This is a genomic window from Lacticaseibacillus casei DSM 20011 = JCM 1134 = ATCC 393, from assembly GCF_000829055.1.
Taxonomy (GTDB): domain Bacteria; phylum Bacillota; class Bacilli; order Lactobacillales; family Lactobacillaceae; genus Lacticaseibacillus; species Lacticaseibacillus casei.
Genome location: NZ_AP012544.1, coordinates 1,633,484 through 1,646,058, shown reverse-complemented (window position 1 = coordinate 1,646,058; position 12,575 = coordinate 1,633,484). Strand labels below are relative to the sequence as shown.

The window sequence follows — 12,575 nt, the reverse complement described above, 5'->3', positions numbered from 1 at the left end:
AATGCCAGAGTTACCTGAAGTCGAAACGGTTCGCCGTTCATTGTTGCCACTTATCAAAAACAAACGGATCACCGCCATTAGTACGAATTGGGCGAAAATTCTGATTAATGGCTTGCCGACTTTTCAAAAAGAGGTCGTGGGCGCTGCTGTCACCACGATCGATCGCCGGGGAAAATACCTGTTGATTCGGCTGAACAACGGTGAAACCATTGTCAGCCATTTACGCATGGAAGGTCGCTATTACGTCGTTAGCGATGACCATACGCCATTTGACAAGCACGATCATGTGACTTTTACGTTCCAGGATGGAAGCCAACTGCGCTACCGGGATTTACGCAAGTTTGGCCGCATGCGCTTGATTCATACTGGTCAGGAACAATCGGTGCCGGCGTTGGCAAAATTAGGTCCGGAGCCGACCCCTGCGACGTTTGACGAGGCGGCGTTTGCCCAAAAACTAAAACGCCATCATAAAGCGATCAAATCGGTTTTACTGGATCAGACCGTTGTTGCCGGTATCGGCAATATTTATGCCGACGAAGTTTTATGGTTGAGTCGCTTGAATCCTCTGCAGCCAGCTGATACGCTGACAAAAAAAGAAATCCACACCTTACATGACAATATTATCAAGGAGTTAGATGCGGCCATTGTTGCTGGTGGCACCAGTGCGCATACCTACGTTGATGCAAAAGGTAACCGCGGCTCTTTTCAAGATGCCTTACATGTTTACGATCGGGAAGGGACGCCTTGTGATCGCTGCGGCACACTCATTGTTAAAATCAAAGTCGGCCAACGCGGCACTCATTATTGTCCTCATTGCCAACCCTTGCATCAAAGGAGGCGTCCGGCATGACCTATTTATTGGGTTTGACAGGCGGTATTGCGTCAGGAAAATCAACGGTGAGTCGAGTCTTTAAAGCAGCTGGCTATCCAGTCGTAGATGCCGATGTGATTGCGCGCCGGATTGTCGAACCCGGTCGGCCTGCACTCGCCCGTATTGTACAGGCATTTGGGCCACAAGTACTGCGCGAGGACGGTAAACTCAACCGTGCCAAGCTCGGTGAGATTGTCTTTTCCCAACCGCGGCGTTTGGAGGCGCTGAATCAAATTAATCGACCGTACCTGCGCGCGGCGATTAATCAAGCGTTAGCACAGGCAAAAGCCGGCGGTGCTGCGATTGTGGTTGGCGACATTCCGCTTCTTTACGAAGCCGATTATGCCGATGCATTCGATGGTGTTGCCGTGGTAACCGTTGATCCCAAGGTTCAGTTGGACCGGTTGATGGCCCGTGATGGTCTGACAGAAGCCGAAGCCAAGGAGCGGATAGCATCACAGATACCTTTGGCGAAAAAAGCGGCTATGGCTGATTTTGTTATTGATAATAATGGGCGACCGGAAGCAACCATCGCCCAGGCAAAAGCCTTGATCCGCCAGTTGCAGCACCTATCATAAGCGGCGTGCGCGTGCTATAATAAGCTATCAAACTTTGATTAAGAAGGTGGAGTCGTGCAATGTCCCCATTGCCATCATAATAGTTCGCGGGTCGTTGATTCGCGTCCCACAGACGGCGGTCGGGCGATCCGACGCCGGCGCGAATGCGAGAATTGCGGGTTTCGCTTCACGACTTTTGAACGAGTCGAGCAAACCCCGTTATTGGTAATTAAGAAAAACGGTACCAGAGAAGAGTTCAATCGTGAGAAGATTCTGAAAGGACTGATCCGGGCGGCAGAAAAACGACCGGTCACCATGGAGCAGATGCAAGGGATCGTTGATTCGGTTGAAAACCAATTGCGTGCGATTGGTGAAAATGAAGTTTCCAGTCAAGCCATTGGCGAGTATGTCATGTCCAAGCTAGCAGATGTTGACGACGTGGCTTATATTCGCTTCGCCAGTGTTTATCGGCAATTCAAAGATATGTCCGTCTTCATGCAAGAGCTTCAGGATATGATGAAGAAGGAAAAGACCAAGAAATAGTGAACGTGAAACAAACGGACCTGGGGCAGTTGTCTCAGGTCCGTTGTCTGAAAAGAGGTGAATTTGCTATGCAGCGTCCGGATACGTTTATGCCCCAAGCAGGCTTTGTGTTGACCAAGGCTGGTTATTTTAGCGACTTTGATGAAAAGATCGCTATCTCGCTTTATCAACCGCTCGTGGGGCCGATTGCCATGGCGCTTTATCTAAGTCTATGGCAGGAGGTCAAAGACCGCGCTTTGGTGACGGATCGGCGCCCGCAACTCTGGCTGTTGGATTTGTTGGATATCGACATCGATCAACTCTTTGTGGCTCGCGTCAAACTGGAAGCAGTCGGCTTATTGCGAACTTATACGCAAGTCGATTCCCTAGGACGCTATTACGCTTATGAACTTTACCCGCCAGTGCAGCCAGATGCCTTTTTTAAAGATGATTTGATGGGCCTGTTGCTTTATGACAAAGTTGGTGAAAAACGGTATGACGAACTGGTTGCTCAGTTCAGTCTGAAACCAGTTCGCCGCCCGGAATGGCAGGAAATCACAGCAAACTTTTTGGACGTGTTTCGCTTTGACCACAACTTAAGTGGGGAACCGGATGCGGTGGTTGCCGCTAAAAAGGCAATGGCTCAAAATCAGCCTCAGTTACCGCGGCTTGGTAATGGCGAAGGCTATGACTGGGAACTTCTGCAGTCGCTGTTAGCCAACAGCAACATTCAGTCGGGTCAATTAGCTAAGCACCAAGAGGCACTGTATCAAATTGCAGGGTTTTACGGGATTCAACCACCTGACTTTGCGCGGCTGATCAGTCGGGCGACCGATGTGATGACTGGCAAAATCGACTTGAACGCGTTGCGGCGGCTGGCCGAGCAAAGTTATACCCGCCAGCAGCCGCAAACCAAGGCGCAGCCAGTAGCAACCAAACCGCCAAAAGTGGCTAGTGCTGACGAAGCGCTGCTGAAACGGGCCAAAAGCATGCCACCGCGTCAGTTTTTAACCGCGGCCAAACAGGCTAAGAATGACCGGATGTATCCGGCCAATAATGAATTGCGCGCGGTGCAGAGCCTCAGTGAACGCAACGTTTTTGATGCCCCTACCATTAATATTTTGATTGATTATATTCTCCGAACGAATGACAGTATCAATCAAGCCTTGATGGATGCCATTGCCAACAGCTGGTTGAAGGCCAATGTGACGAGCCCGGAAGCAGCGTTGCAGCAGATTCATACGTTTGAAGAGCAAAAAGCCACTGGGAAGAAACGTTATCAAGCCCAAACCAAAGGCGTGCGGCAGGAAAAGCTGCCAGATTGGGCTAAGGAAGGCTATCAACCCAAGAAGAAAAAAGTCAGCGAGGCAGATCGCCAGACGTTGGCTGCTCAACTGGAAAAGTTACGGCAACTCGGTGATAAGGGAGGGACAAACTAATGGAAGATATGCGCAAACGCTTGGCAATGTTAATGGACTCTCGACAGTGGCGGGAGCGGTATTTCAAAATGGTCAAGGCAGCCTTGCAGCATCCTGATGTCCAGACCTTCCTTAAGCAACACGAAGCTGAATTAGCCGATGATGCGATTGATCGCGGCACGGCCAAAATCTATGAATTCGTCAGTGAACGTAACAAGATTGCGCGCGGTGAATTACCATTGGCACCCGGCTATCAACCCACGTTAGTCGTTGCCAACGGGCTGATCGATGTCGCTTATGAGCCGACAGATGCAAAGCTTGCGGCTGACGAAGAGGCCAAGCAGGCGTCGCTAGTGACTTCAGTTAATATGCCTAAAGATATTCACGATGCAAGTCTAACGAGTTATGATCCGACTGATGAGCGAGTGGATGCGCTTTTGGCTGCAAATCGGTTTGTCTTGGCAGTGGTCGCCGATCCCAAAACATTTCATCAAGGCTTGTATCTAAGCGGTCCATTTGGCGTCGGTAAAACTTATTTGCTAGGTGCCATTGCCAATGATCTTGCCAGCAAAGGCGGCATTGCCACGACGCTGATTCATGTCCCGACCTTTGTTGTTGAAATGAAAAGTGCCATTGGCAGCAACACGGTGTTGAAAAAAATCGATAGTGTCAAACGTGCGCAAGTGCTGATGCTTGATGATATTGGCGCCGAAAGTATCAGTCCCTGGGTGCGGGATGATGTGCTTGGCATCATTTTGCAATACCGCATGCAGGAAAAAATGCCGACGCTGTTCAGTTCCAACAAAAGCATGGCCGATTTAACCGAATCTTTGGCCGGGACTGACCGCGGTAATTCCGAAATGCTAAAAGCCCAACGCATTATGGAACGGATCCGTTTTCTGGCTAAAGAAGTGACGGTAGGCGGAGAAAATCGCCGCAATCCGCTGGCCAATTGAGTGCGACTCCAAAAAGAATAACTCAATTTTCAGAAAACCGCTTGCACCCAGCCGCGCAATGTGGTTCAATGTAGCTATCGAAGACGGAAGCAATAAAGGATCATCCGACAGAGAGCAAGGCCGCGGCTGAAAGTCTTGCAAGATCTGATCCGAACCACTTCTTGAGATTGCCGAAAGGCCCAGTTGCGCAGGTTACGCGTTAATGAAGTGGCCCGCAGCAAGACTGTCGGCAACCTGGGTGGAACCGCGATCACAAATCGTCCCTGATGTCTCTTAGGAGATGTTAGGGGCGATTTTTTTGTGAGCGTGAGCCAGCCCGGTTAGAAACCGGAGTGTAAGTGGCCTCAAGCCTAAATGGCTGGACTTTGGCCATTTAGGCTTGAGGTCCTTACACGGAGATTTCTGCGACTGCGAACGCGTTATCGCAAGCGGAAGCCGCAGTGTCTGGAACTGAAGCGTTGTGCCCTTAGGCATTGCGACCAAGATCCTTACGCACAGGTCTCTGCATCGGTGAACGGATGGTTTCTTCGAAAAAACAACAAAGGAGAGTCTTTCTTATGGCATTAGATATTACGTTTCCAGATGGCAATGTTAAACGATTTCCAGATGGTACAACGGTGAAAGCTATTACAGAAGGCATTAGTAACAGTTTGGCGAAAAAGGCGGTTGCCGGTAAGTTGGATGGCGAGTTGATCGCTTATGACGAACCGATTGCTCATTCTGGCAAACTGCAGATTATGACCAAGGATGATGCCGAGGGGCTGACGGTTCTCCGGCAAACGGCAGCGTTTGTTTTGGCTGCAGCACTCAAAGCTTTGTATCCTGATATTCATTTTGGTCAGGGTCAGGCGACCGAGGATGGCTTCTATTACGATACCGATCGGGCAGATGGCCAGGTGAGTGTCGATGATTTGCCAACGGTTCAAAAGAAAATGGAAGAAATCATTAAGGCCAACGCTGCTTTGGAACCAGTTGTTCTCAGTCGTGCCGATGCTTTTGCCCGCTTCAAGAACGATCCTTTCAAGAAGCAATTGGTCGAAGCTGCTGGCGATCCGATTAAGGGTTACAAGCTCGGTGACTTTGTTGATTTTGAAGAAAAGGTCCTGCTACCAAGCCTCAAGGATCTGAAGCATTTCAAACTGCTGTCAGTTGCCGGCGCTTACTGGCAAGGCAAGAGCAGCAATCCGATGCTCCAGCGGATTTACGGGACGGCTTATTGGAGTGAAAAAGGTCTCGAAGATGATGCTAAACGCCGTCAGGAAGCCGCTGAACATGATCACCGGGTTATCGGCCGCGACTTGGATCTTTTCTTCGTCGATCCTAAAGTCGGTGCCGGGTTACCTTACTGGATGCCAAATGGAGCAACAATCCGGCGGGTGATCGAACGGTATATTATCGACAAGGAAATCGCAGACGGCTATGAACACGTTTATACGCCAGTACTTGCCAACCTTGACTTATACAAGACATCCGGTCACTGGGATCACTACCGCGAAGACATGTTCCCGCCAATGGACATGGGCGATGGTGAAATGCTTGAATTGCGGCCGATGAACTGCCCGAGCCACATTCAGATCTACAACCATCATATTCGCTCCTATCGCGAATTACCGCTGCGCATTGCTGAATTGGGCATGATGCACCGCTATGAAAAGTCCGGCGCACTGTCCGGCTTGCAGCGTGTTCGGGAAATGACGTTAAATGACGGTCACACCTTTGTTGCCTTGGATCAGGTTCAAGAAGAATTCAAAAAGATTCTGCGTCTGATCATGGACGTTTACGAAGACTTCAACATTACCGATTACAGCTTCCGGCTTTCATATCGTGATCCCAAGAATACCGAAAAGTATTTTGATGACGATGAAATGTGGACCCGCAGCCAGAGCATGCTTAAAGGCGCGATGGATGATCTGCATCTTGATTACTACGAAGCTGAAGGTGAAGCTGCCTTTTATGGGCCAAAGCTGGATATCCAGACCAAGACGGCCTTGGGTAATGACGAAACGATGTCAACCATCCAGTTGGACTTCATGTTGCCAGAACGCTTCAACCTGACCTATGTTGGCAAAGATGGTGAAGAACATCGGCCAGTCATGATTCATCGTGGCATTGTCGGCACGATGGAGCGCTTCATCGCTTATCTGACCGAAATCTACAAGGGTGCCTTCCCGACCTGGTTAGCCCCGACACAGGCTGTTTTGATTCCGGTTAACAATGATCTGCACTTAGACTATGTCAACCGCATCAAGCGCCAGATGTTGGCCGCTGGCTTGCGGGTCAAAGTCGATGATCGGAATGAAAAGATGGGCTACAAGATCCGCGAAGCCCAGACTAAGAAGATCCCGTATACGGTTGTCGTTGGTGATAAGGAACTCAACGATGCTGCCGTTTCGGTTCGGCGTTACGGTGATGAGCATACCGAAGAAGAAGCCGGTAACATGTTCATTGACGCGATGGTCGCCGAAGTCAAGAACTACAGTCGCGATGGCAAGTCCAAGCCTACCGAGGCGAAGAAAGTTTTAGGCGATAAATAGCTTGTTGAAGTGAACAAAGAGGGAACCCTTGGATGAGGCTCCCTTTTGTTTTGCACAAATAGCGTATTGGTTAGGTGGGTAAGATTGAATTGAAGTCGAAAACTATTCTAGCGAAATGAATGTTCTGAAATTTTCCGACAAAGAAGCGAGACGGACGATTTGATGATCGGAGACTTCAAGCCGAGTCACGGCTGCGTAGGGTAAGTTTTTGAAAAAATCACCACCCTTACCAGGCATTGCAGACTCAATGACACTGCTTATTGCTGTCCCATGGCTGCCTATTGCAACGAATGAAGTGGGTGGCAGACTAAACAGAAAAGAAAGATAACGTCTTTGAACCTGAAGAATGGACTCGCCAGGGCTTTCAAAGAATGTCAGGTCACGCCATTGATGAGCAACGTATCCAGGAAAGTCGGATACCCAAGAAGGCATTTTTCGCTCAATAAGTCTGTCATTAGTTTGAACAGGCAAACCATGATCGTGCGCGATGGGGACAACTGTATCGACTGCACGTTTAAATGGGCTTGAAAAAATTGCGCTGTAAGGTATCAGTCGTAAATTGTGAGCTAATTGCTGACTTTGACGATATCCCTTTTGTGTAAGCGGTCGAGAAAAATCATCATGGACTGTCGTGTCAGATTCAGCATGTCTTATCAGATCAATTGTTGTCATAGATATCCCCTCAATCATTGGCAATCTTCAAGTTAACGCGGTCAATTTGAGATTTGCTTTCAACTTATCACAGAATCTGACTGGTTTCACTTATGTATGATACACTGGACACATTTACGACAGACAGCAAAGAAAGGGTGACTAGGTGGTTATTGCGTTATGGGCTTCTTGGCTCGTTTTATTTTTCGTCACAAAAGTTTTGGCAGCCAGCTTGTATTTTGTTGTTCTACTGGTTTACTTGAAGTTGCCGTGGCGGACCCCCAGTCAGCGCGGCCGCTGGCTCATTGCCCATCGCGGTCGCGGCTTGCTGGTGCTGATGGGGATTGTGATGCTTTTAACGGCATTGGCCGCGTATGGCATTGCCAATTGGTGGTTCGGCAAAATTGAATTTCAACCTCAAGGCGTTGCGGTTTTCGGCAGTGTCGGCATCGTTTTATTGTCATGGCTAATCGGCTTACCTAAAAAATTACGGAATTTTCGCAATAAAATGAACCTCAACCAGCAGCAAAATAAAGGAGAAGATGACGATGACCAATGAGCCACAAGTTCAAAATCCCCAGTTGATTCATTTGATGCGGCTTTTAAGAACGGATCAAAATGATGACACGCAAGCGGCTTTTTATGCTGGCTTGAAAAGTGCCAAGTTTATGTTACCAGTCGGAACGGCACGCACAGGGGACCCCACCGTGGTGATGCTCACCGATGACAATGGGCATGACTATTTACCGATTTTTACGGATCAGGCAAACTTTGCCAAAAGTCCGGATCACGATCATTTTGCGGTTGCGACCATTGCTGATTGTGCCAATTTCCTATATGAGGATCGCGATATTTTCGGGGTGGTTATTAATCCATACGACGAAAACATGGTATTGTCTCGGGCCAATTTGTTTTATGTGGCTAAACCGGATCAAGCTAAGCACGGCGAGGCGGTTCGAATTAGCGAGCCACCTCGCGAAAGCGCTGATCTTGTTGAGCAGTTGCAGGAATACCTGCCAAAAATGCCAACCGTGCACGCTGCTTATCTCGTCACCATGATGCGTGCAGATGACGCACAGAGTTTGCTACTGGTTGTCGATGCTGACAAAGACGCCGATTTACACACACTGGTTGGGTTTGCGGAAGCCTATTTACCGGAAACCCAGCAATTTCATGTCAGCCCAACCGACAATGAACTAGGCAGATATGTCAGTGGTGAGTTTTCGCCTTTTTATCAGCGATGACATTATTTGTCTCTCAGCGTATTGATCCGTTCCGCAGTTTGTTGATCGGTGATTAAAGTGTTGATTAGATCCATCCGTAAGCAAGCGTTGATTGCTGGCGCTTTTGATAAACCACGCGCAACCGCAACGGTGTTGGGCGTGGTTTTTAATTGCTTGGGATCGATCGCAATCGTACGTGAAAATAGATCACCGCGCAGTATTTTACCGTTACGATCGAAAAAAGTACAACAGCAATCGCCAATGACTTCGCGATCAGACAGCTCGTCAAAATCCTGAGTTGACAGCAGGTCACGCCAACGACTTGTTCCTTGTCTCAACGCCCCGCCAATCCCAACGAAGGCTAAGTCCAGATGTGCCCAAGCATCCCGCACGGGTTGGAATTTTTGTGAATTCACAATCTGATCGTGTAACGCTTGTGTTTTTTGCACTGCAGCAGCATCAATAAACAGAGCTTTGCCATTGAACTGACGAGTCGCGTCATAAACGATCGCGTTGACGTGGTATTTAGTATTTTTAGGACTTGGTCCGCCAACTAATGGAACGAAAATGGCGTTGGTGTGGACGGGATGGTTGAGTTGGCCAATCATGCCAGCTAGCGTTGTTCCCCAAGCAAAACCAACGCGATCGTGCGGTTTGATCACACGTTTAAGGTAGTGTGCTGCTGCTGTTGCGAGTTGTTGATTTTTAGCCTCAACCGAATCACTTGCTGAAGAGGGAATGATCACTACTTGGCGCAGTTTAAAAGCCTGCCTCAACTTTTCCTCAAGCTCAAAGATTTCGGTATTGGCGTGATTGACCCGGACTGTCACAATGCCTTTGGCGCGGGCGCGTTTTAGTAAGCGACTGACAGTTGAACGGTCAATATTGATAGTTTTCGCAATTTGCGATTGGGTTTGATCTTTCACGTAATATAGATAAGCAACTCAAGCAACAAAGTCATCTGGTTGTTCAGACATCACCATCACCTCCCACCAAACGTAGCATAACAAATGTCAAACGTAAACAAAGTGAGTTCATTTGAAACTATATATTTACGATATTAAGTGATAAACTTTAAATACATCGGAGGGATCAGCATGGGAGAAAAGCGCATTGACCGTATCCTTGATCGCGTTAATCAAGTCGGAGAGATTGAAGTTTCTCAGTTAGCGAAAGAACTTGCAGTTTCGCAGGTTACAATCAGAAAAGATCTAACGACTCTCGAGGATAAAGGTCTGTTACGAAGGCAGCATGGGGTCGCGATTCTAAACGATCCAGCCAATTTACGTTTTCGCTTGGCACAACATTATGAAACTAAGGAGAAAATCGCAGCTAAAGCAGCAGCGCAGGTCAAGGATCATAGTACGATCATGATTGAATCTGGATCGACTTGTGCCTTACTAGCCGAAACCCTCGGTAAAGAAGGCAAGCAAATAACCATCATTACGATTTCAAGTTTTATTGCGGATTATGTCAGCAATTATCCAAATTTAAGCGTGATCTTGCTGGGCGGGAACTATCAAGCTACTGCGCAGGTTTCTGTTGGTCCATTGACAAAGCAAATGTTAGCGAATTTTCAGGTGCAGCAGTTGTTTGTCGGCACAGACGGTTTCAGTGCTCAGCAAGGTTTTTATGGCAATGATATCCTTCGCACCGAAATCGTTCAGGCAATGGCGCGGCAATCCCGGTTTGTGACTATCCTGACTGATTCGAGTAAATTCAATTCTGTTAGTCTTGTGCATCAGTTAGATTTCGCAGACATTAATCAAGTGATCACAGATAAAGGGATTCCACAAGCGGCTCAACAAGCTTTAGAAGACGCAGATGTCAAGGTGACCATTGTATGACAGAGTCACCTGTTGTGGAATACCACAAGACTCAACAACATTCCAGTTTAACTTTACTCTATTCGTCACAAAATGCTGTGGCTACCGCAGATTTAACTGGATTGCTTACGCTAGAAAGACTGAACGCAACGGCTTCGATGTTCCTTTTAAATAAGGGCTATCGAAGCTGTTTTAAATGGACTTCACAATCTTGCACTTACATCGAGCAACAAAAAGCGAACACACCTAAGCATGTTCGCATAGTTTGACCGTAAATGATGTTGCGGTCATTTTTTATTGAAGTGGTTAAATGCGGGAAGACTGAAAATAAGCTGGCTTTTAAAAGCTTTGTTCGGTTCTTGCAATGATATCATCCTGCGTTTCCTTGGACAATCCAACGAAGAAGGCAGAGTATCCGGCAACGCGAACGATTAGATCGCGGTGTTGGTCAGGATGTATTTGGGCATCAATCAAAGTTGCACGATCAACAATATTGTATTGAACATGGTAGCCATGCAGCCTGTTGAAGAACGTGCGCAGTAATGCTACCAGTTTCATGCAAGACTCGGTCGTTCGCAGGATCTGCGGTGACATCTTTTGGTTCAGCAGTACGCCGCCAGTAATGGCTTTGGTGTCAAGCTTAGAGACACTTTTGAAAACAGCGGTCGGTCCATTGGTATCCATGGCGTGTTCAGGTGAACAACCTTCGGAAAGCGGCGTCCGGGCATGACGGCCATCTGGGGTTGCCAAGGTACTGTGACCTTGACCAACGTTTGCTGAAATCGAACTTGTCCCAGCATAGCGGAGACCACCGATTGGGCCGCGACCATAGCGCGTATTTTTGTATTTTGCGATTTCATCGATATAAGGTTGATCGTAAATTGCAAGAACAAGTTAGCCAGTCGTTGAGGACAATCCCAGAACAGGCCGTTATCAAATAGAAGTTGTGGCGCTAGAGAGACTACTGGGCCATGCGGCGAACGCGCCGAGCTTCGGCCTCAAAGTTTTGCTGGGGTGTGCAGTAGCCCTGTTGTTTGCGAGGCAACTGATTCAAGCGGTCTTGCGTGGCCTGCACTTGACTAGGGCTAATGTCATCTAGGGACATGCCCTTAGGGAAGTCCTGGCGGATCATCCGGTTATGTGCCTCGTTGGTGCCACGGTCGCAGGACGTGTAAGGATGGGCGTAGAAGATCTCAGTTTCCGTCCCAGCAAAAGCAGTATTTAAGGCGGTGAACTCGGGTCCGTTGTCGGCTGTGATGGTCTTGATGCAAGCTCCCCATTCGCGCTTGATTCCACGCAATGCATAGCTCACAGAGTCTGCATCTCGTCCTTCGATCAAGCGGAGAAGTTGGCAACGGGTCTTGCGCTCAATCAGAGTCAAGATGACGCTCTCCTTGCCATTGCGTTTACCGACAATGGTATCCATCTCCCAGTGACCGAACTGCCTGCGTCGTTCAACGACCTTAGGCCGTTCCTCGATACTGCGGCCAGCCAGGCGCTTAGCCTTGGTGTGGTGCTGGTGAGAGGTCTTCCGCTTAGTCTTCTCCAACAGGTCGATATTTCGAATCTCTAGGCGTTGGTCGTCAATGTACTGGTACAAAGTCGAGGCACAAACAAGCTCTTCAGGAGTAAACAGCTTGTGTCGCTTGGCATAGCCGATTGAAGCATCCGGCGACCATTTGTCCTGCTTAGCTCGCTGTACGTACCAGGTTAAGAAGACCTGTACGCTGGCGAACTTGTCAGGACGATGGCAGCTCAAGCGTGCAGTCTCGTAACGTGCCTGAGCAGCCTCTGGCAGGTATTGTCGATGGTAGACGCGCTTGCCATTACTCTTCTTGACCTGATCTACTGTACCTCGCTTGATTTCATTATTAATGGTCTGCGGGCAGACGCCAATTTCAGCAGCAATCCAACGATTGGACTTCCCAGCTTGGCGGAATCCGGCCACTTTTCCGCGCTCGAGTGATGTTAAGTGCTGACCTTTTTGGCGGTGTGTGCTATCCTGTTTCTGCATCAA

The 12,575-nt window shown here is 48.5% G+C and carries 12 protein-coding genes and 1 pseudogene; 9 read left to right on the top strand and 4 right to left on the bottom strand.

What is annotated here, in order from left to right:
* The first annotated feature begins 1 nt into the window (after window position 1).
* The 6 genes from mutM to thrS all read left to right on the top strand — a co-directional run bounded on the left by mutM (window position 2) and on the right by thrS (window position 6,858).
* Window positions 2–850 (top strand): DNA-formamidopyrimidine glycosylase, encoded by an 849-nt coding sequence (mutM, locus tag LBCZ_RS08160; RefSeq protein WP_025013643.1) that lies wholly within the window; start codon window positions 2–4, stop codon window positions 848–850.
* Window positions 847–1,449, top strand: coding sequence for a dephospho-CoA kinase (gene coaE, locus LBCZ_RS08155; RefSeq protein ID WP_039639131.1), 603 nt, complete (start codon window positions 847–849; stop codon window positions 1,447–1,449). The genes mutM and coaE overlap by 4 nt, the downstream gene beginning before the upstream one ends.
* 54 nt (window positions 1,450–1,503) lie before the next feature.
* Complete coding sequence (gene nrdR / locus LBCZ_RS08150) at window positions 1,504–1,971, top strand: transcriptional regulator NrdR (protein WP_005687991.1); 468 nt, start codon at window positions 1,504–1,506, stop codon at window positions 1,969–1,971.
* 68 nt (window positions 1,972–2,039) lie between these two features.
* On the top strand, window positions 2,040–3,389 hold the full coding sequence (locus LBCZ_RS08145; protein ID WP_041084731.1) for a replication initiation and membrane attachment family protein: 1,350 nt from the start codon (window positions 2,040–2,042) through the stop codon (window positions 3,387–3,389).
* Window positions 3,389–4,324, top strand: a complete 936-nt coding sequence (dnaI, locus tag LBCZ_RS08140; RefSeq protein ID WP_025013644.1) for a primosomal protein DnaI — start codon at window positions 3,389–3,391, stop codon at window positions 4,322–4,324. The genes LBCZ_RS08145 and dnaI overlap by 1 nt, the downstream gene beginning before the upstream one ends.
* A gap of 557 nt (window positions 4,325–4,881) precedes the next feature.
* Window positions 4,882–6,858, top strand: a complete 1,977-nt coding sequence (gene thrS, locus LBCZ_RS08135; protein WP_025013645.1) for a threonine--tRNA ligase — start codon at window positions 4,882–4,884, stop codon at window positions 6,856–6,858.
* A gap of 102 nt (window positions 6,859–6,960) precedes the next feature.
* Here thrS and LBCZ_RS08130 read toward each other — a convergent pair whose 3' ends face one another.
* Window positions 6,961–7,530 (bottom strand): histidine phosphatase family protein, encoded by a 570-nt coding sequence (locus LBCZ_RS08130; protein ID WP_025013646.1) that lies wholly within the window; start codon window positions 7,528–7,530, stop codon window positions 6,961–6,963.
* A 145-nt stretch (window positions 7,531–7,675) separates the two neighbouring features.
* On the opposite strand from LBCZ_RS08130, the gene LBCZ_RS08125 reads away from it, so the two are divergent.
* A complete protein-coding gene (locus tag LBCZ_RS08125; protein ID WP_025013647.1) occupies window positions 7,676–8,068 on the top strand; it encodes a hypothetical protein in 393 nt (130 codons plus the stop codon).
* A complete protein-coding gene (locus LBCZ_RS08120; protein WP_025013648.1) occupies window positions 8,058–8,753 on the top strand; it encodes an enhanced serine sensitivity protein SseB C-terminal domain-containing protein in 696 nt (231 codons plus the stop codon). Before LBCZ_RS08125 ends, LBCZ_RS08120 begins: the two co-directional genes overlap by 11 nt.
* Before the next feature lie 2 nt (window positions 8,754–8,755).
* On the opposite strand, the gene LBCZ_RS08115 is transcribed toward LBCZ_RS08120, so the two are convergent.
* The gene (locus LBCZ_RS08115; protein WP_225421703.1) at window positions 8,756–9,658 is read right to left on the bottom strand and encodes a sugar-binding transcriptional regulator; all 903 of its coding nucleotides are present in this window, start codon (window positions 9,656–9,658) and stop codon (window positions 8,756–8,758) included.
* 171 nt (window positions 9,659–9,829) lie between these two features.
* Here LBCZ_RS08115 and LBCZ_RS08110 point away from each other — a divergent pair, with 171 nt between their 5' ends.
* Entirely contained in the window at window positions 9,830–10,579 is a 750-nt protein-coding gene (locus LBCZ_RS08110) for a DeoR/GlpR family DNA-binding transcription regulator (RefSeq protein WP_025013649.1), read from the top strand.
* 318 nt (window positions 10,580–10,897) lie between these two features.
* Here the strand turns inward: LBCZ_RS08110 and LBCZ_RS08105 are convergent.
* Together LBCZ_RS08105 and LBCZ_RS08100 are read right to left on the bottom strand one after the other, a co-directional pair.
* Window positions 10,898–11,452, bottom strand: a pseudogene (locus LBCZ_RS08105) (glycine radical domain-containing protein); the annotation flags it as partial.
* A gap of 67 nt (window positions 11,453–11,519) precedes the next feature.
* A complete protein-coding gene (locus tag LBCZ_RS08100) occupies window positions 11,520–12,572 on the bottom strand; it encodes an IS30 family transposase (RefSeq protein ID WP_080769598.1) in 1,053 nt (350 codons plus the stop codon).
* Window positions 12,573–12,575: the final 3 nt, after the last annotated feature.